General features: G+C 62.7%; 19 protein-coding genes. 8 read left to right on the top strand and 11 right to left on the bottom strand.

Features of this window, described 5'->3' with window-relative positions; translation table 11 throughout:
- Positions 1–16 precede the first annotated feature (16 nt).
- Positions 17–1,315 carry an NAD(P)/FAD-dependent oxidoreductase gene (locus DM807_RS22280; RefSeq protein ID WP_179027935.1) on the bottom strand — a complete coding sequence of 433 codons (1,299 nt, stop codon included), beginning with the start codon at positions 1,313–1,315 and terminating at the stop codon, positions 17–19.
- Between the two features lie 245 nt (positions 1,316–1,560).
- Between DM807_RS22280 and hpaR (DM807_RS22275) the strand changes: the two genes are divergently transcribed.
- Positions 1,561–1,983: a homoprotocatechuate degradation operon regulator HpaR gene (hpaR, locus tag DM807_RS22275; protein ID WP_012273119.1), complete on the top strand. Its 423-nt coding sequence runs from the start codon at positions 1,561–1,563 to the stop codon at positions 1,981–1,983.
- Between the two features lie 11 nt (positions 1,984–1,994).
- Here hpaR (DM807_RS22275) and DM807_RS22270 read toward each other — a convergent pair whose 3' ends face one another.
- The gene (locus tag DM807_RS22270) at positions 1,995–2,594 is read right to left on the bottom strand and encodes a TetR/AcrR family transcriptional regulator (protein ID WP_060492724.1); all 600 of its coding nucleotides are present in this window, start codon (positions 2,592–2,594) and stop codon (positions 1,995–1,997) included.
- A 202-nt stretch (positions 2,595–2,796) separates the two neighbouring features.
- Between DM807_RS22270 and DM807_RS22265 the strand changes: the two genes are divergently transcribed.
- A complete protein-coding gene (locus tag DM807_RS22265; RefSeq protein ID WP_012273117.1) occupies positions 2,797–3,966 on the top strand; it encodes a p-hydroxyphenylacetate 3-hydroxylase oxygenase component in 1,170 nt (389 codons plus the stop codon).
- Positions 3,967–4,044: 78 nt separating this feature from the next.
- On the top strand, positions 4,045–4,974 hold the full coding sequence (locus tag DM807_RS22260; protein ID WP_012273116.1) for a p-hydroxyphenylacetate 3-hydroxylase reductase component: 930 nt from the start codon (positions 4,045–4,047) through the stop codon (positions 4,972–4,974).
- 49 nt (positions 4,975–5,023) lie between these two features.
- Here DM807_RS22260 and hpaI read toward each other — a convergent pair whose 3' ends face one another.
- The 8 genes from hpaI to DM807_RS22220 all read right to left on the bottom strand — a co-directional run bounded on the left by hpaI (position 5,024) and on the right by DM807_RS22220 (position 12,389).
- Positions 5,024–5,827, bottom strand: coding sequence for a 4-hydroxy-2-oxoheptanedioate aldolase (gene hpaI, locus DM807_RS22255; RefSeq protein ID WP_179027934.1), 804 nt, complete (start codon positions 5,825–5,827; stop codon positions 5,024–5,026).
- 10 nt (positions 5,828–5,837) lie between these two features.
- Positions 5,838–6,641: a 2-oxo-hept-4-ene-1,7-dioate hydratase gene (gene hpaH, locus DM807_RS22250; protein WP_012273114.1), complete on the bottom strand. Its 804-nt coding sequence runs from the start codon at positions 6,639–6,641 to the stop codon at positions 5,838–5,840.
- A gap of 17 nt (positions 6,642–6,658) precedes the next feature.
- The gene (locus DM807_RS22245; protein WP_012273113.1) at positions 6,659–7,966 is read right to left on the bottom strand and encodes an MFS transporter; all 1,308 of its coding nucleotides are present in this window, start codon (positions 7,964–7,966) and stop codon (positions 6,659–6,661) included.
- A gap of 53 nt (positions 7,967–8,019) precedes the next feature.
- On the bottom strand, positions 8,020–8,424 hold the full coding sequence (locus tag DM807_RS22240) for a 5-carboxymethyl-2-hydroxymuconate Delta-isomerase (protein ID WP_012273112.1): 405 nt from the start codon (positions 8,422–8,424) through the stop codon (positions 8,020–8,022).
- A gap of 63 nt (positions 8,425–8,487) precedes the next feature.
- The gene (hpaD, locus tag DM807_RS22235; protein WP_012273111.1) at positions 8,488–9,411 is read right to left on the bottom strand and encodes a 3,4-dihydroxyphenylacetate 2,3-dioxygenase; all 924 of its coding nucleotides are present in this window, start codon (positions 9,409–9,411) and stop codon (positions 8,488–8,490) included.
- 77 nt (positions 9,412–9,488) lie between these two features.
- Entirely contained in the window at positions 9,489–10,949 is a 1,461-nt protein-coding gene (hpaE, locus tag DM807_RS22230; RefSeq protein ID WP_041166752.1) for a 5-carboxymethyl-2-hydroxymuconate semialdehyde dehydrogenase, read from the bottom strand.
- Between the two features lie 5 nt (positions 10,950–10,954).
- The gene (locus DM807_RS22225) at positions 10,955–11,719 is read right to left on the bottom strand and encodes a fumarylacetoacetate hydrolase family protein (RefSeq protein ID WP_060492719.1); all 765 of its coding nucleotides are present in this window, start codon (positions 11,717–11,719) and stop codon (positions 10,955–10,957) included.
- Between the two features lie 10 nt (positions 11,720–11,729).
- The gene (locus DM807_RS22220; protein ID WP_012273108.1) at positions 11,730–12,389 is read right to left on the bottom strand and encodes a fumarylacetoacetate hydrolase family protein; all 660 of its coding nucleotides are present in this window, start codon (positions 12,387–12,389) and stop codon (positions 11,730–11,732) included.
- Positions 12,390–12,560: 171 nt separating this feature from the next.
- Between DM807_RS22220 and hpaA the strand changes: the two genes are divergently transcribed.
- Positions 12,561–13,466 (top strand): 4-hydroxyphenylacetate catabolism regulatory protein HpaA, encoded by a 906-nt coding sequence (hpaA, locus tag DM807_RS22215; protein WP_041166751.1) that lies wholly within the window; start codon positions 12,561–12,563, stop codon positions 13,464–13,466.
- 155 nt (positions 13,467–13,621) lie between these two features.
- A complete protein-coding gene (hpaR, locus tag DM807_RS22210; RefSeq protein ID WP_179027933.1) occupies positions 13,622–14,044 on the top strand; it encodes a homoprotocatechuate degradation operon regulator HpaR in 423 nt (140 codons plus the stop codon).
- A gap of 180 nt (positions 14,045–14,224) precedes the next feature.
- On the opposite strand, the gene DM807_RS22205 is transcribed toward hpaR (DM807_RS22210), so the two are convergent.
- Positions 14,225–15,313 (bottom strand): asparaginase, encoded by a 1,089-nt coding sequence (locus DM807_RS22205; RefSeq protein ID WP_060492717.1) that lies wholly within the window; start codon positions 15,311–15,313, stop codon positions 14,225–14,227.
- A gap of 308 nt (positions 15,314–15,621) precedes the next feature.
- Here DM807_RS22205 and DM807_RS22200 point away from each other — a divergent pair, with 308 nt between their 5' ends.
- The 3 genes from DM807_RS22200 to DM807_RS22190 are packed head-to-tail and all read left to right on the top strand — an operon-like array spanning position 15,622 to position 19,146.
- On the top strand, positions 15,622–16,581 hold the full coding sequence (locus DM807_RS22200) for a sugar ABC transporter substrate-binding protein (RefSeq protein ID WP_069942345.1): 960 nt from the start codon (positions 15,622–15,624) through the stop codon (positions 16,579–16,581).
- A gap of 19 nt (positions 16,582–16,600) precedes the next feature.
- Positions 16,601–18,154: a sugar ABC transporter ATP-binding protein gene (locus DM807_RS22195; RefSeq protein ID WP_179027932.1), complete on the top strand. Its 1,554-nt coding sequence runs from the start codon at positions 16,601–16,603 to the stop codon at positions 18,152–18,154.
- Positions 18,151–19,146, top strand: coding sequence for an ABC transporter permease (locus DM807_RS22190; protein WP_012273102.1), 996 nt, complete (start codon positions 18,151–18,153; stop codon positions 19,144–19,146). Before DM807_RS22195 ends, DM807_RS22190 begins: the two co-directional genes overlap by 4 nt.
- Positions 19,147–19,149 lie beyond the last annotated feature (3 nt).

Genomic DNA, 19,149 nt, shown 5'->3' with positions numbered 1-19,149 from the left:
GTTGAGTCGAACAGGTTCAGCGGCGGCCGTTGAAGTAGCCAGACAGCTGGTGCACGGTCTTGCCGGCGGTGAGCAGCAGCGGGCGCAGGTAGTCCTTGCCGAGGATGCGCGCATGCTTGACCGAACTGACCAGGTCATAGCGCCTGGAGCCTTCGAGCATGCCCTCGGCGAGGATCTTGCAGATGATGTGGCTGGGGGTGACGCCAAAGCCGGAGTAACCCTGCACGTAGAAGGCATTGGGCCGGTTGCCGAGGGTGCCGATTTGCGGAAACAGGTTGGCACTGGTGGCCATTGGTCCGCCCCAGGCCAGGTCGATGCGCACGTTTTTCAGGTAGGGAAAAATCTTCAGCATCAGCGCGCGGTTCCAGGCCTTCAGGTCCAGCGGAACGTGCTCGACGAAGGGGGTGGCGGCCCCGAACAGCAGGCGGTTCTCACGCGTGACCCGGTAGTAGTCGATCACCGGGCGGATATCGCTGTAGGCACCGCGTATCGGGCTGATGCGCTCGATCAGTTCATCCGGCAACGGCTCGGTCATCATCTGGAAGGCATAGGTGTTGATGGTGCGTGCGTGCAGCTCCGGCTCCAGCTTGTTGAGGAAGCTGTCGCACGCCCACAGCAGCTTGCTGGCGCGTACCGAACCGCGGCCGGTGCGTACCTTGATGCGTTCGCCGTAGGTCACTTCCAGGGCCGGGCTGTGTTCGAAGATGCGCGCGCCATGGCTGACCAGCGCCTGTGCTTCGCCCAGCAGCAGGTTCAGTGAATGCACATGGCCACCGCCCATATGCAGCAGGGCGCTGCTGTAGGCGGTGCTGCCGATGATCTGGTGCACCTCACTGCCGCCGAGAAAGCGGATATCGTCGCGGGTGTTGATTGCCTTGAATGCCTTTTCCCACTTGCGCAGGGTTTGTTCCTGGCGGTGGTTGAAGCCCATGTAGCCATAGCCGTGGCAAAAGTCGGCGTCGATGGCGTAGCGGGCGATGCGTTCCTTGATGATGCCTGCGCCCAGCTCGCTGATCTCGAACATTTCCTTCACGCCCTGGTCACCCACGCTGCTGCGGATGTTTTCCAGGTCGTGGCCGATACCTGCCATGATCTGCCCACCGTTGCGCCCGGTACCGCCGTAGCCCAGGTAGCGGGCTTCGAGCACGACCACATTGGCCACACCCTGTTCTGCCAGCTCCAGCGCGGTGTTGATACCGGAGAAGCCACCGCCGATCACCACGACATCGGCTTCGATGTCATTTTCCAGGGTGGGGAAATTCAGGTTGTACTTCTTGGTCGCCGAGTAATACGTGGGGCTCTCGAGGGTGATCATGACGCAGCCTGCTGAATTGGAATTGTGATAGGGCCGTTTGCCGGGCGCTGGCACATGAGGCCATTGAGCGCCTGCCGATCATCAGCTGTCTTGCGCTTGCCTGCCAGCAAGTGTAACCAGCCTGCCACACGCAATCGGCGGCTGGCGCTGCTTCTTGGCAATGGGTAGAAAACATTCTATTAATGTATTAATGATTGTGCACTGGCATACTCGCCGGTTTGCTATTCCCAGCCCCACGAGCCCGCATGACCACACCAAGACCCTCCCTGACCCTGACCCTGTTGCAGGCGCGCGAAGCCACCATGGCGTTTTTCCGCCCAGCGTTGAATGCCCATGACCTGACCGAGCAGCAATGGCGGGTAATCCGTATCTTGCGCCAGCAAGGCGAGCTGGAAAGCCATCAGTTGGCTGAGCTGGCGTGCATTCTCAAACCCAGCATGAGTGGTGTGCTCAAGCGCCTGGAGCGCGATGGGATCGTGGCGCGGCGCAAGTCGGCAGAAGACCAGCGCCGGGTGTTCATCAACCTGACCGACGCGGGGCAGCAGGCATTTGTGGCGATGAGTGAGGAAATGGCGCGCAACTACGACAAGATCCTCGCCCAGTTTGGCGAGGACAAGCTGCAGCAACTGATGCAGTTGCTGGATGAAATGAAGCGGATCAAACCCTGACGCACCAGCCGTCAGCGGTTGAGTGACAGCGAGTCTTCGAGCACTTTCAGCAAGGCTGTCGCGCGCCGCTCATAGGCGGCGGGGCCTGCGTACATCAGCTCTACATACAGGCTGTCGATGATGCCCAGGTAGGCATCGGCGTACAGCGCAAGGCGGCTTTGCTGCTCATCAGCCCAGTTGTTCCGAGCTTGCAGGGCCTTGCAGAACCCTTCGCGTATGCCGTCAAGGTACTTTTCGAAGCCGCAAGTGACAACCGGCTTGATGCCCGCCGGGGGCAGGAAGGCCGTGCGCAACACGAAGCGCAGCGCAGCGGAGCCGCGATAACGCTCGGCCAGGTGCAAGGCCAGCCAGTGCCCGGGCGCCAGGCCGTCGCGATCTTCCTGCGCAAAACCCTGTTCGACAAACGTCGTTTCCTGCACCAGCGCACGCTGGAACACCTCCACGAACAAAGCATCCTTGTTGGCGAAGTGTGCATACAGTGAAGCCTTGCGCATGCCGGCCAGCTGGGCGATTTCGTTCAGCGAAGAGGCATCGTAGCCATACTCGGCGAAGTGGCCGACGGCGGCATCGCACACACGCACCGCAGAAGGGGAAAGGTCTTTCAACAGCATCGCTCCGTCAGGGGCGCGGCAGGCCGCGCGCGTCATATGGGTGGGATTGTGGTGATCGCAAATGCACGGGTCAATGCTTGTGGCTGGGCAATTTCTGCACGCCATGAAAAGTGCAATGTTCCCCTCGTAACGTGCATTCCGCCGCCCAATCGCGGCTCACATACTGAACGCGTCTTCGAATCCAATAAGAAAGAGACCGTTCATGAAAAAGCCAAACCCCCTGCTGGAAGACCTGAGATCCATCCTGCCGACCATCGCCGCCAATGCCATGCGTGCAGAACAGGACCGCAGCGTGCCGGCAGAGAACATCACCCTGCTGAAAAGCATCGGCATGCACCGCGCTTTCTTGCCCAAACACTACGGCGGCATGGAAATCACCCTGCCGCAATTCGCCGAGTGCATCGCCCAGCTGGCGGGCGCCTGCGCCAGCACCGCCTGGGCCATGAGCTTGCTGTGCACCCACAGCCATCAGATGGCGATGTTCTCGCCCAAGCTGCAGCAGGAGGTGTGGGGCAGCGACCCGGATGCCACTGCCAGCAGCAGTATCGCGCCATTTGGCCGTACCGAAGAGGTCGAGGGTGGCGTGTCGTTCAGCGGCGAGATGGGCTGGAGTTCTGGTTGCGACCACGCCGAGTGGGCGATCGTAGGTTTTCGCCGCAACAATGCCGAAGGCACTCAGGATTACTGCTTCGCCATCCTGCCGCGCAGCGATTATGAAATCCGTGATGACTGGTATGCCGTGGGCATGCGCGGCAGTGGCAGCAAGACCTTGATCGTGCGTGACGCGTTCGTGCCTGAGCACCGTATCCAGAAAGCCAAGGACATGATGGAGGGCAAGTCGGCGGGCTTTGGCCTGTACCCGGACAGCAAGATCTTCTTCGCCCCATACCGCCCGTACTTCGCCAGCGGTTTTTCCACCGTGAGCCTCGGCGTTGCCGAGCGCATGCTGGAGGTGTTCCGCGAGAAAACCCGCAACCGCGTGCGTGCCTACACCGGTGCTGCCGTGGGCGCTGCTACCCCGGCGCTGATGCGCCTGGCCGAATCGACCCATCAGGTGGCCGCCGCCCGGGCACTGCTGGAAAAAAGCTGGGACGAAATTGCCGAGCACAGCGCCCGCCATGAATACCCCTCGCGTGGCACGCTGGCATTCTGGCGCACCAACCAGGGCTATGCAGTGAAACTGTGCATCCAGGCCGTGGACCGCCTGATGGAAGCGGCCGGTGGTGGCGCCTGGTTCGAGAGCAACGAACTGCAACGCCTGTTCCGCGATTCGCACATGACCGGCGCCCATGCCTACACCGACTACGACGTTTGCGCGCAGATCCTCGGCCGCGAGTTGATGGGCCTGGAGCCCGACCCGACCATGGTCTGAGTCGCTTTCCGTTTCAACCATCCCTCACAAGCACAACAACAATCAGGGCGGGCTGCCAGGCCTGCCCGGGAGTCTTGCATGTCCAATGAAACCTTCGACGCGCGTGCCTTCCGCCGCGCACTGGGCAACTTCGCCACCGGCGTTACCGTGGTGACCGCAGCCGGCCCCAGTGGCCGCAAGGTGGGCGTCACCGCCAACAGTTTCAACTCGGTGTCGCTGGACCCGGCGCTGATCCTGTGGAGCATCGACAAACGTTCGACCAGCCATGAAGTGTTCGAAGAGGCCTCGCATTTTGCCGTGAACGTTCTGGCTGCGGACCAGATCGACCTGTCCAACAACTTCGCCCGGCCCAAAGAGGACCGCTTTGCCGGTATCGACTACGAGACGGGCGTTGGCGGCGTGCCATTGTTCGTCGATTGCGCGGCACGCTTCGAGTGTGAAAAGTACCAGCAACTGGACGGTGGCGATCACTGGATCCTGATAGGCAGGGTGGTGGCGTTCGATGATTTCGGCCGCTCGCCGCTGCTGTACCACCAGGGCGCCTATTCCATGGTGCTGCCACATACCCGCATGACCCAGCGTGCAGAAGGGCAGGCACCCAGCAGCCACTTCCAGGGCCGCCTGCAACACAACCTGTATTACCTGATGACCCAGGCATTGCGCGCCTACCAGGCCGACTACCAGCCACGCCAGTTGTGCACCGGCCTGCGTACCAGCGAGGCGCGCATGCTGATGGTGCTGGAGAACGATGCGGGGCTGAGCCTGAACGACCTGCAACGGGAAGTGGCGATGCCGGCGCGGGAGATCGAGGAAGCGGTGGCCAACCTCAAGCGCAAAGGGTTGATTGCCGATGATGACGGACGTGTGCGGTTGTCGGTGAAGGGCGTGGACGAGACCGAGGCATTGTGGACCATTGCCCGGGAACAGCAGGACAAGGTGTTCGGGCAGTTCAGTGAAGAGCAGCTGGAGACTTTCAAGACAGTGCTCAAGGCACTTATCAACATCTGATCTCGCTGTGGATGGCACCGGAGAGGCCGGTGCCATCCACACAGATACCTCAGTAGACACTCCCCCCGGCACTGCCAACCATCGGCGTATCTTTGAACTTCCCTGCCAGCTCGCGCAGCCCGCGCATCAGCACCGTGGTATCCACACCGACGGCCACAAATGCCGCACCCAGCTCGATATAACGTCGCGCCAGTTTCTCATCCGCGCTGAGAATACCTGCAGCCTTGCCCGCCTTGCCGATGCGTACGATGGCATCCTCGATCGCTGCCTGCACCTCTGGATGCCCAGGGTTGCCCCGATGGCCCATGGCTGCGCTCAAGTCCGCAGGCCCGATGAACACGCCATCCACACCTTCCACCGCAACGATCTCGTCCAGGTTGGCCAGGCCTTCCTTGTTTTCGATCTGCACCAGCAGGCACATCTGTTCATCGGCGTGGTCCAGGTAGCCGGGGATGGTGTTCCAGCGCGATGCCCGTGCCAGTGCGCTGCCCACGCCACGAATGCCGTTGGGCGGGTAATGCATGGCCTTGACCAGTTGCTGCGCCTGTTCAGCGCTTTCCACCATCGGCACCAGCAAGGTCTGAGCGCCGATGTCCAGCACCTGCTTGATCAGCGCGGTATCACCGATTACCGGGCGGATTACCGCCTGGCTGGGGTAGGAGGCCACCGCCTGCAACTGCGCGAGCATGCCGCGCAGGTCGTTGGGGGCGTGTTCGCCGTCGATCAGCAGCCAGTCGAAACCGGCATTGGCGGCCAGCTCTGCGCAGTAGGCATCGGCCAGGCCGAGCCACAGGCCGACCTGCGGCTCGCCGCTGCACAGGCGTTGCTTGAAGTGGTTGATGGGCATGTCCATGGGCTGGTCCTCAAACGAAGCGGCAGGCGATGGCGCCGAGCATGTCGTAGTCGACGTGGAAGGTATCGCCTGGGCGTGCGGCCACCGGGCGGGTGAACGAACCACCGAGGATGATCTGGCCGGGCTGCAAGGTGACGTCGTACGGGGCCAGCTTGTTGGCCAGCCAGGCAACGCCTTTGGCCGGGTGGTTGAGCACCGCGGCGCTGACACCGGACTCCTCGATCACGCCGTTGCGGTAGAGCACTGCCGGCACTTTGCGCAGGTCGATCTCGGTGGGGCGCACGGCCCGTCCGCCCATCACCACGCCGGCATTGGCGGCGTTGTCGGAAATGGTGTCGAACACCTTGCGGGTGGCCTGGGTTTGCGGGTCCACCTGCTGGATGCGCGCATCGATGATTTCCAGCGCCGGGATCACCCATTCGGTGGCTTCCAGCACATCGAAAACAGTGACGTTGGGGCCTTTCAGCGGCTTGCCGAGGATGAACGCCAACTCCACTTCAACGCGCGGCACGATGAAGCGTTCGAAGGGGATGTCGCTGCCTTCATCGAACAGCATGTCGTCGAGCAATGCGCCATAGTCGGGCTCGGTGATGTTCGACGACACCTGCATGGCACGCGAGGTCAGGCCGATCTTGTGGCCCACCAGCTTGCGCCCGGCGGCGATCTTTTTCGCCACCCAGGCGCGCTGGATGGCATAGGCGTCTTCGACGCTGATTGCGGGCTGCTCCAGCGAGAACTGGCGCACTTGCTCGCGGGAGCGTTCGGCCTGGTCGAGGCGTTCGGCGGCTTGCTGGATGAAAGCGTTGTCTAGCATGGGGACAGTCTCTTGATTCAAGGGTTGACGATGGCAGCTCGGGTGCGCAGCACCAGCAGGCCACCCAGGGCGATGAAGATGGCGAGCACATACAGGGCCAGGCTGGCGCTGTGGGTGGTGTCGCGCACCCAGCCGATGAAGTAGGGCGTGAAGAACGAGGCGATGCTGCCCAGCGAGCTGATCAGAGCAATGCCGGCGGCCTGGGTGCGGGCGTTGAGGAAGGCCGGCGGCAGTTGCCAGAACATCGGCAGCGCAGCGCTGGCGCCCATGCCGGCCAGCACCAGGCCGGCCATTACCGGCCACGCCTGCTCGGGGGCAAGGGCTGCGATGGCGATGCCGGTGGCGGCCATCAGCAGGGGGACGCACAGGTGCCAGCGGCGTTCGCGCAGGCGGTCGCTGGAGCGGCCGCAGGCCAGCATGAACACGCAGCCGGCCACGTACGGCACAGCGCTGAGCAGGCCGACACTGGCGTCGCTGGCCACCCCGGCACTGTGGATCAGGCTGGGCATCCAGAACGCCAGGGTGTTGACCGCCAGCATCACCGCGCAATACACCGCCACCAGCAGCCACAGTGCACGGCTGGCGAAAATGGCGCTGAACGAGGTCACCGGCTTGCGCTGTTCTTCCTCACCGAATTGCGCGCGCAGCGTGGCTTTCTGCTGATCGTCCAGCCAGCTCACCTTTTCGAAATGCTCCGGCAGCACGGCCAGCACCACCAGGCCCAGCAGCACCACAGGTGCGCCTTCGAGCAGGAACATCCACTGCCAGCCACGCAGCCCTGCGGTGTCGTGCATGAAGGCCAGGATGGCCCCGGACACCGGCCCGCCGACGACTCCGGCCAATGGCACGGCAATGGCGAACAGCGCCGTCACCTGGGCGCGCCGCCCGGCCGGGTACCAGCGGTTGAGGTAGACCAGGATACCTGGGAAGAACCCGGCCTCCGCCGCGCCCAGGGCGAAGCGCAGCAGGTAGAACGCGCTGCTGCTTTCGATCAGCAGCATGCTGGTCGACAACAACCCCCACACCACCATCAGGCAGGCGATCCAGCGGCGTGGGCCGACCCGGTCGAGCATGAGGTTGCTGGGTACGCCAAACAGCGCATAGGCGATGAAGAACAGCCCGGCGCCCAGGCCGTAGACGGTGTCGGACAAATGCAGGTCCTGGCTCATCTGCATCTTGGCGAAGCCGATGTTGATGCGGTCCAGGTGGGCGAACAGGTAGCACACCAGCAGCAGCGGCATCAGCCGCCAGGTGACTGCCCGGTGGGTACTGTCGACCCTTTCAGTGTGTGCCTCGCGTGGCGAGGCGTGTTCGAGTGTGCTCATGTTTTTGTACTTGTTCTTCAATGAGGCGGGGAAGGGGCTTTCGAGCCGGCGCGCTAGCGGTTGAACAATGGGTGCAAGGTGCTGTGCTTGGCGTCGTAGACTTGGGCGGTGCTGTGGTCGATCTGTACGGTGATGCCGATTGGGCGCTGTTGCAGCAGTGGGTCCAGGCGGGCTTTCAACACCGCCAGCAGGCTGTCGCCCACCGCCTTGTGCACCTCGGTGCTGCGGCCGGTGGCCATGCGCAGGTTGGCGTACAGGAAACCGTATTCGCCCTTGCCATCTGCCACTGCACTATGGGCGGCGGGGTAGGCCAGCACGCGGGTGCCGCCGGTGGGGAACACAGCTTTGCCTTCACCATCGCGCTGTTCGAGCATGGTGTCGGCCAAGGCGCGGCATAGGCCGGGGATGTCGGCATCGGTTTCCAGGTCGGGGGTGTAGAGCAGAACCAGGTGTGGCATGAAGGGTATCCTCGGCGAGCCGCGCCCGCCATCCGCCGGGACGGCCAGGCGCAAGCAGGTGAATTACAGGCGGCTGGTGGACACCACGGCTGCCGGGTTGGCGGCCTGGGCTACAGGGATGGCGCTGCCATCCTGTGGGGTAACCGGGAAGATCGCGTTGATCTGGCCGGTGCCGGAAGAGCCGAAGTAGGGCGTGACCACCTCGGCCTTGCCGTCGTAGTCGGACCAGCCCAGCGCACCGAGCAGCATCGCCGTGTCGTGCATGAACCCTTCACCGTGGCCTTTGGCGGCGTATTCAGGGAGCATGCCGCAGAAGGCTTCCCACTCGCCGTCTTGCCACATTTGCACCACGCGATGATCAAGGGTTTCCAGGAACGGGCTCCACACCTTGGTGGCGAAGTCCGGCGCCTGGCCGTTCTGCGCGAAGCGGTGCGACAGCGAACCGCTGGCCAGGAATGCCACGGTGCCGTCGTAGTGGTCTTCTACTGCCTTGCGCATGGCCCAGCCCAGGCGGGCGCTGTCGGCCAGGTAGTGCGAGGTGCACAGTGCCGAGACCGAAACCACCTTGAAGTGCTGGTCCTGGTTCATGTAGCGCATCGGCACCAGGGTGCCGTACTCCGGGGCGAGGGTGGTGGCGTGGTGGGCCATGGTCTCGACATTGAAACGGTTGCATTCCTCTGCCAGCAGCTTGCCCAGCTCGGGGTTACCGGGGAAGGCGTAAGGCATGTTGCTGATGAAGTGCGGCAGTTCGTTGCTGGTGTACACACCCTCGAAATGCGGCCCGCACAACACGTGGTAGTTGGCGTTGACCAGCCAGTGGGTATCGAACACGACGATGGTGTCCACGCCCAGCTCGCGGCAGCGGCGGCTGATTTCGTGATGCCCGTCGATGGCTGCCTGGCGAAAGCCCTGGCGCGGGCCTGGCAGTTCGGACATGTACATGGACGGTACATGGGTAATCTTGGCAGTGAGAGCGAGTTTGCCCATGGAAAGCTCCGGTTACAGAATGTTGTTGTTTTCGGCGGCTGACGCGGTACTTGTGGGAGCGGCCATCTACGGTTTGCTCACACGCCCCAGCGCGGAATGTGGTGGCTACCCATGGAAATACACACGTTCTTGATCTCTGCAAAGACCTCGAAGCTGTACTGCCCGCCTTCACGCCCGGTACCGGAACCTTTCACGCCACCGAATGGCTGGCGCAGGTCGCGTACGTTCTGGCTGTTGATGAACACCATGCCGGCCTCGATGCCACGGGCCAGGCGGTGGGCCTTGCCGATGTCCTGGGTCCAGATGTACGACGCCAGGCCGTACTCGGTGTCGTTGGCCAGTTGCAGCGCTTCTGCTTCGTCCTTGAACGGGATCAGGCACACCACCGGGCCGAAGATTTCTTCCTGGGCAATGCGCATCTTGTTGTTCACATCGGCGAACACGGTGGGCTGGATGAACTGCCCTTTGGCCAAATGCGCCGGCAGGTTGGCCGGGCGTTCCAGGCCACCGGCGACCAGGCGTGCGCCTTCTTCCATGCCGATGCGGATGTAGCCGGTGACCTTGTCGTAGTGCTGCTGGGTGATCATCGAACCGACCTGGGTTTTCGGGTCGGTCGGGTCACCGACGATCAGGCGCTTGGCGCGCGCCGCGAACTCGGCGACGAACTGCGGGTACACGCTTTCCTGGATGAAAATGCGGCTGCCGGCGGTGCAGCGTTCGCCGTTCAGCGAGAAGATGGTGAACAACGCGGCGTCCAGCGCACGCTCAAGGTCGGCATCTTCGAAGATCAGCACCGGCGATTTTCCGCCCAGTTCCATCGAGTACTTTTTCAGGCCAGCGGTCTGCATGATCTTCTTGCCGGTGGCGGTGCCGCCGGTGAAGGAAATAGCGCGTACATCCGGGTGACGTACCAGGGCGTCGCCAGCGGTGGCGCCATAGCCCTGGATCACGTTGAGCACGCCGTTGGGGATGCCGGCTTCGACAGCCAGGCGGCCCAGTTCGTTGGCGGTCAGTGGCGACAGTTCGCTCATCTTCAGCACGGCGGTGTTGCCCAGCGCCAGGCACGGCGCGGTCTTCCAGGTGGCGGTCATGAACGGCACGTTCCAGGGGCTGACCAGGCCGCATACACCCACCGGCTGGTACAGGGTGTAGTTGAGCATCTGGTCGTCGACCGGGTAGGTGTGGCCATCCATGCGTGTGCACACTTCGGCGAAAAAATCGAAGTTGTGCGAGGCACGCGGGATCAGCACGTTCTTGGTCTGGTGGATCGGCAGGCCGGTGTCGAGGGTTTCCAGCTCGGCCAGTTTCGGCACGTTCTGGTCGATCAGCTCACCCAGCTTGCGCATCAGGCGGGCACGTTCCTTGGCCGGGGTGTTGGCCCACTTGGGGAAGGCTTCCTTGGCCGCGGCCACGGCTTGCGCCACTTCTTCGGCGCCACCGCTGGCGACTTCACAAATGGCATCGCCGGTGGCCGGGTTGTAGTTGACGAAGGTGTCTTTGCTCTCGACCTCACGGCCGTTGATCCAGTGCTTGATCATGCTGCTCATGCCTTGTTGCTCTTGAAGAAGTCAGCTTCGCTGACGATGCGGTTGACCAGGCGGCCGACGCCTTCCACTTCCACTACCACTTCATCGCCCGGCACCACGTCGGCCAGGCCTTCTGGCGTGCCGGTGGCGATCATGTCGCCTGGCTGCAGGGTCATGAAGCTGGAGAAGTATTCGATAAGGTGCGGGATGTCGAAGATCATGTCCGCCGTGGTGCCTTCCTGCTTCAGCTCACCGTTGATCCAGGTGCGCAGCTTCAGGTTGCTGACGTCTGGCACATCGGCCGCATCGACGATCCACGGGCCGACCGGGGTGGTGGCGTCGCGGTTTTTCACCCGCAGGTTGGGGCGGTAGTAGTTTTCCAGGTAGTCGCGGATGGCGTAGTCGTTGCACACGGTGTAGCCGGCAACGTAGGCCAGGGCGTCCTCACGCTTGACGTTTTTCGCCGCTTTGCCAATGACCGCGACCAACTCGCACTCGTAGTGCATGTACTCGACGTTGTCCGGGCGCCAGGTGACCTGGCCGTGGCCGGTGTAGGTGCCGGGCGACTTGATGAAGGCCAGAGGTTCGGTGGGCGGCGCGAAGGCCAGTTCCTTGGCGTGATCGGCGTAGTTCAGGCCCAGGGCGAACATGCTGCCAGTGGCGGGCGGCAGCCAGGTGACCTGGTCTTGATGGACCAGGCGGCCATCGGCAAGGCGCAGGTGGTCGCCTTCGACCGTGACATCATGGGCCTGGCCGTCGAACTGGATACGGGCGTGTTTCACAGGTAATTCCTCACTCGGCGACGATGTGGTTGGTCAGCTTGCCCAGGCCGTCGATCTCGATATCGACGCGGTCGCCTGGCTGTACATCGACGCGGCCCTCGGGGGTGCCGGTGATCAGGATGTCGCCAGCGTGCAGGGTCATGAACTCGCTGATTTCGGCAATCAGCTGGGCCACCGTGCGCACGCAGTTGGCGGTGTTGTTGTGCTGGCGCAGTTCGCCATTCACATACAGGCGCAGGCCTAGGGCATCGGGGTTGGCTACCTGGCTGGCCGGCACCAGCGCTGGGCCGATCGGGCAGAAGCCATCACGGCACTTGGCCTTGACGGCCGGGCGGTAGTAGCTGTCTTCGGGCAGGCTGGTTTCGTTGACGATGGTGTAGCCCGCCACATGCTCCAGGGCGTCCTCCACACTGACGCGGCTGGCGTCCTTGCCAATCACCACACCCAGCGCCGGGCCAGGTTGCAGGCGCTGTACGTTGGCCGGGAACAGCACTTGGCCTTCATGCTGGTTGCGCGTGTTCGGGGTTTTGACGAACAGCACTGGCTTGACTGGCAGTTGCTTGTACGGTGCTTCGACGAACGCCGCTTGGTGCTGCTGCAGCAAACCCCGGTAGTTCAGCGCGACGCCGAACAGGGTGCCGTTGGCAACGTCATGCAGGGCATGGCTCATGCTCTTCTCCTGGCAGTGCAGGGCGATGGCCGTCCTGCGAATTTTGTTAATGTGTTAATGTTATAGTTAATATGTTAACGATGGTCAAGAGGTGGCCAGTGGCGCGTGCCGACAAGGCGGTGCACCATGGGCCATCGTCAACAGGGTCAAGCGATTTGCGAGCAAGCAGCCATGAGCGACCGGCATCCGATACCGAACATCAACATCGGCCAGGTCTATGACCAGCGCTACAGCGACAGCGAGGTGCATTACGACCGGCTGGGCAACCTGGCGGGCTTTTTCGGGCGCAACATGCCAGTGCACCGGCATGACCGGTTCTTCCAGGTGCATTACGTGAAATCGGGCACGGTGCGGGTGTATCTGGACGACCAGCAGTACATCGAGGCCGGGCCGATGTTCTTCCTCACGCCGCCCACGGTGGCACACGCGTTCGTTACCGAAGCCGACAGCGACGGGCATGTGCTGACTGTGCGCCAGCAACTGGTCTGGCAATTGATCGAAGCCGATGCCAGCCTGCTGCCGGCGGGCATGCAGGTGCAGCCGGCCTGCGTGGCGCTGGGCAACCTGCCGGCCGAATACAAGGCCGAGGCCCACCGCCTGCAAGGCTGGCTGGAAGCGCTGAGCGACGAGTTCGCCACGCAGCAACCGGGGCGCGAGGCGGCGCTGCAGTCGCTGACCCGCTTGATCATGGTCAGCCTGCTGCGGCTGTGCCCCAACTCGCTGGAATCGACCCCGGCGCGGCATGAGGACTTGAAGATCTTCCACCGTTTCAATGCACTGATCGAAGCGCATTACCTCGAGCACTGGCCGCTGGCCCGCTACGCGCAGCAGGTTGGCGTGACCGAGGCGCGGCTGAACGATGTGTGCCGGCGTATCGCCGACTTGCCATCCAAGCGCCTGGTACTGGAGCGGCTGATGCAGGAGGCCAAGCGCTTGCTGTTGTTTTCCGGTAGCACGGCCAACGAAATCTGTTACCAGCTGGGCTTCAAGGACCCGGCCTATTTCAGCCGCTTCTTCAACCGCTACGCCAAACTCACGCCTGGGGAGTATCGCCAGCGGCAGGCACACTTGCAGTGACAGGGCCATGGCGGCGCACCCGGTATGTGTTGTTGTTTGTACCGGATGGTCGCAGCCCGCGCGCTGGGCTTGAATGGGTTTTCCGTGGAACAGATTGCACTTTCCATCGTGCATGCCCTTAAATTTGTGAACTGAGAAAAACCACAGGCTCGACCATGACCAAGACCCAACCTTCGCTCACCCTAAGCCTTTTGCAGGCCCGAGAAGCCGCAATGGCATTTTTCAGGCCGCTGTTGAACGCGCATGACCTGACCGAGCAGCAATGGCGGGTCATCCGCATCCTCAAGCAGCATGGCGAGCTGGAGAATTACCAGCTGGCAGAACTGGCCTGCATCCTCAAGCCGAGCATGACCGGGGTGCTGGGGCGGCTGGAGCGCGATGGGCTGGTGCGGCGGCAGAAGGCAGCGCAGGACCAGCGGCGGGTGTTCGTCAGCCTGACCGAAGGCGGGGAGGCGTGCTTTGCCTCGATGAAGGAAGGGATGGAGGCCAACTACCAGAAGATTCAGGCGCAGTTTGGTGAAGAGAAGTTGCAGCAACTGATGGGCTTGTTGAATGACCTGAAGCGCATTGCGCCCTGAGATCCTGTAGTGGATGGCACCGGTTGTACAGGATGACAGTCGTCGCTGTGGGAGCGGGCATGCCCGCGAAGAGCGCCGCCGCCGGGGCTGGTCATGCGTGGCTCAGAGGCGGTGCCAGGCACCGCAGAGGGAAGGGCGGCAAGAGCCTCAGGGCCGGCGCACCGGCCCTGAGAGGAGCACTCAATACTCCCAGAAGATTCGCTGCAGTTCCTTGCTGTCCTGGGTCTTGGTCATCGCTACCATCGCCAGAATTCGCGCCTTTTGCGGGTTCAGGTCGTGGGCCACCACCCAGTCGTTCTTGTCGTCCGGCTGTTCGGCGTTGCGCAGCACGAAGCCACCCTGGTTGACGTGAGACGAACGGATGATCTGCACGCCGTTCTTGCGCAGCTCTTGCAGCGCCGGCACCACCCGCGACGATACCGAACCGTTGCCGGTGCCGGCATGAATCAGCGCCTTGGCACCGTTTTGCGCCAGTGCCTTGTAGGCAGTGTCGGTGACGTTGCCATAGCCATAGGCAATGTCCACCTGGGGCAGGCTGCTGATCTGCTTGATATCGAACTCGGAATTGACCGTATGGCGCTTGGCCGGCAGGCGGAACCAGTAGGACTTGCCTTCCACTACCATGCCCATGGGGCCCCAGGCGCTCTTGAACGCTTCGGTTTTAATGTTGACCGACTTGCTCACGTCACGCCCGGACTGGATCTCATCGTTCATGGTCACCAGCACGCCCTTGCCACGCGACTGCTTGTCGCTGGCCACGGCCACGGCGTTATACAGGTTGAGCATGCCGTCAGCGGACATGGCGGTACCTGGACGCATCGAACCGACCACCACGATTGGCTTGTCGGTCTTTTCCACCAGATTGAGGAAATAGGCGGTTTCTTCCAGGGTGTCGGTGCCGTGGGTGATGACGATTCCGTCGACGTCCTTGCTTTCGGCCAGCTCGGCGACGCGTTTGCCCAGCTTTAGCAGGTCGTCGTTGCTGATGCTTTCAGACGCGATCTGCATCACTTGCTCACCGCGCACGTTGGCGATGTCTGCAAGCTCCGGCACGCCGGCGATGAGCTTGTCGACGCCCAGCTTGGCAGCCTGGTAGGTAGCGCTGTTGGCGGCGCTGGCACCGGCGCCGGCAATGGTGCCGCCGGTGGCGAGGATGACCACGTTGGCCAGCTTCTGCTGGGTTTCGGCTTCTTTGGCAGAGGCGGTGGCTGGCAGGATCAGCAGCAGCGCGAGTGCGCTGGGGGCGAAGGTTTTCAGTGCGGCATTCATCGTTATTGTTCTCTCTTCCTAGTGAGATGATTTTTTTGTCGCACCTGGACAAGGCATGTTTCATACCAGCTTGTGTAAATGAGCGTAGGTGCGGCCTTGCGCGTTGCCAGGGGGCGTATTGCATTCGGAATCCCGAAAAACATAGGAAAAGGTGTTCGGTTTTTCGGAGAAATCTGGATAATCAGCCGAAGCAGTGCTCTGGCCTCCGACAGCCAAACGGATTTGACAAACCCCGGTCCTGTTTCCATAGTTAGGTACCGCAAACGTTTGCTATCCGATAAAAAACACAAGATTCGGAGTCATCGTCCATGAAACTGCCGTTCCCCGGTCGTCTGCTGGCCCTCGCTGTCGTTTCCTCGCTTTCTCTCGCCCTGCCATTGTCGGCCGCCCACGCCGAAGACAAACCCAAGGTCGCCCTGGTCATGAAGTCGCTGGCCAATGAATTCTTCCGCACCATGGAAGACGGCGCCAAGGACTACCAGAAAGCCCACGCCAATGAATTCGACCTGGTCGCCAATGGCATCAAGAACGAAACCGACACCGGCGAACAGATCCGCATCGTCGAGCAAATGGTCAATTCCGGCGCCAAGGCGCTGGTGATTGCCCCGGCCGATTCCAAGGCACTGGTGTCGGCGGTGAAGAAGGCCATGGACCAGGGCGTTGTAGTGATCAACATCGACAACCGTCTGGACCCTGATCTGCTCAAGAGCAAAGGCATCAGCGTACCCTTCGTTGGCCCCGACAACCGCAAGGGCGCGCGCCTGGTCGGCGACTACCTGGCCAGCCAGAAGCTCAAGGCCGGCGACCAGGTGGGCATCATCGAAGGCGTGCCGACCACCACCAACGCCCAGCAACGCACCGCCGGCTTCAAGGACGCCATGGAGGCCGCACAGATGAAGATCGTCTCGGTGCAAAGTGGCAACTGGGAAATCGACAAAGGCAACGCTGTCGCGGCGTCCATGCTCAACGAATACCCCGAACTGAAAGCCCTGCTGGCTGGCAACGACAGCATGGCCCTGGGTGCGGTATCGGCCGTGCGTGCTGCCGGTAAGACCGGCCAGGTGCAAGTGGTGGGCTACGACAACATCAACGCCATCAAACCGATGCTTGGTGATGGTCGCGTACTCGCCACCCTCGACCAGGCCGCCAGCCAGCAGGCGGTGTACGGCATCCAGGCGGCGTTGAAAATGGTCAAGGGCGAGAAGCCTGATGTGGATGACGACAACGTCATCCAGACCCCGGTCAAACTCATCACCAAGAAGCCCTGACGCTGCCAGGAGAACGGCCATGCCTGCATTGGCCAACGAAGTGGTACTCGCCGCCCGTGGGTTGGGCAAGACTTACGCCCAGCCCGTGCTAGGCGACGTCAGCCTCAGCCTGCGCGCCGGCGAAGTGCTGGCCCTGACCGGCGAAAACGGTGCGGGCAAAAGTACCCTGTCCAAGCTCATCAGTGGCCTGGAGGTGCCCACCACCGGGCTCATGACCTATCGCGGCCAGGCCTACGCGCCCGCCAGCCGCAGCGAGGCCGAGCGCCTCGGTGTACGCATGGTCATGCAGGAGTTGAACCTGCTGCCGACACTGACCGTGGCGGAAAACCTGTTCCTCGACAACCTGCCCAGCCGCTTTGGCTGGATCAGCCACAAGCGCCTGCGCCAATTGGCCACGGCCGCCATGGCCCAGGTCGGGCTCGATGCCATCGACCCGGATACCCCGGTGGGCGAGTTGGGTATCGGGCATCAGCAGATGGTCGAAATCGCCCGCAACCTGATCGGTGACTGCCATGTGCTGATCTTCGACGAGCCCACTGCCATGCTCACTGCGCGCGAGGTGGAGTTGCTGTTCACCCAGATCGAGCGCTTGCGCCAGCGTGGCGTGGCCATCGTCTATATCTCGCACCGCCTGGAAGAGTTGCAGCGCGTGGCCCAGCGCATCGCTGTGCTGCGCGATGGCAAACTGGTGTGTGATGAGCCGATACAGCGCTACACCAGTGCCGAGCTGGTCAACCTGATGGTCGGCCGCGAACTGGGCGAGCATATCGACCTGGGCCGCCGGCAGATCGGTGCCCCCTTGCTTAAGGTCGACAAGCTAAGCCGTGCTGACAAGGTGCGCGAGGTGTCGTTCGAGGTCAGGGCAGGGGAAATCTTTGGCATGTCCGGCCTGATCGGCGCCGGCCGCACCGAGCTGCTGAGGCTGATCTACGGTGCCGACCGTGCCGACAGTGGCAGCATCGCGCTCGGCCAGCCACTTCAAGCGGTAACCATCGACTCGCCCAAGGCCGCCGTGCGGGCGGGTATCGCGCTGATTACCGAAGACCGCAAAGGCGAGGGCCTGCTGCTGACGCAGTCGATCAGCGCCAACATCGCCCTGGGTAACCTGGGCGCGGTATCGCGGGCCGGCGTGCTCGATGGCCAGGCAGAGCAAGCCCTGGCCGAACGCCAGATCCAGGCCATGCGCATTCGCAGTGCCGGCGCGCAGCAGGTAGTGGGCGAGCTGTCTGGCGGCAACCAGCAGAAGGTGGTGATCGGCCGCTGGCTGGAGCGCGATTGCCAGGTGCTGCTGTTCGACGAACCTACCCGTGGCATCGATGTGGGCGCCAAGTTCGACATCTATGGCCTGCTGGCCGAACTGGCGCGCCAGGGCAAGGCCCTGGTGGTGGTGTCCAGCGACCTGCGCGAGCTGATGCTGATTTGCGACCGCATCGCTGTGCTGTCCGCCGGCCGCCTGATCGACACCTTCGAGCGTGAGCATTGGACTCAGGATCAGCTGTTGGCCGCCGCCTTTGCCGGATATCAGAAACGTGACGCACTGCTGCACGATGCAGCACCCAGGAAGAATGCATGAAAACCACCCCGCTAGACAGCCAAGGCGCCGCTCCCGTGCGCCGCAGTGGCACGTACTTTGGCTTGGCCACTTACTTGGGCTTGGCTGGCGCCTTGCTGGCGATGATCGTGTTGTTCTCATTCCTCAGCAGCCACTTTTGGTCTTACAGCACCTTCAGCACCTTGGCCAACCAGATCCCGGACCTGATGGTACTGGCGGTGGGCATGACCTTCGTGCTGATCATCGGCGGTATCGACCTGTCGGTGGGCTCGGTGCTGGCGCTGGCTGCCTCCGCGGTGAGCGTGGCGATTCTCGGCTGGGGCTGGGGCGTGCTGCCCTCGGCGATGCTGGGCATGGCCGTGGCCGCGCTGGCCGGTAGCATTACCGGGTGCGTAACCGTGGCCTGGCGCATCCCGTCATTCATTGTTTCGCTCGGCGTGCTGGAAATGGCCCGTGGTCTGGCCTACCAGTTCACCGACTCGCGCACCGCCTATATTGGCGATGCCTATGCCTGGTTCTCCAACCCGGTCGCCTTTGGTATTTCGCCAGCGTTCATCATTGCCTTGCTGGTAATCGTGTTGGCCCAGCTGGTGCTGACCCGTACGGTATTCGGCCGCTACCTGATTGGCATTGGCACCAACGAAGAAGCCGTACGCCTCGCCGGTATCGACCCGCGGCCCTACAAAGTGTTGGTGTTCGCCTTGATGGGCCTGCTCGCCGGCCTGGCCGCGCTGTTCCAGATCTCGCGGCTGGAAGCCGCCGACCCCAATGCTGGCTCCGGCCTGGAACTGCAGGTGATTGCCGCTGTAGTGATCGGCGGCACCAGCCTGATGGGCGGGCGTGGCTCGGTTATCAGCACCTTCTTTGGCGTACTGATCATTTCCGTACTGGCCGCCGGGCTGGCGCAGATCGGCGCCAGCGAACCAACCAAACGCATCATCACCGGGGCGGTGATCGTCATCGCCGTGGTGCTCGACACTTACCGTAGCCGGCGTGCAGCCCGGCGGAACTGACAA

The organism is Pseudomonas hunanensis, assembly GCF_013393325.1.
Lineage (GTDB): Bacteria > Pseudomonadota > Gammaproteobacteria > Pseudomonadales > Pseudomonadaceae > Aquipseudomonas > Aquipseudomonas putida_P.
Note: the sequence above shows the minus strand (reverse complement) of the source record. Positions and strands in the feature narration are given on the sequence as shown.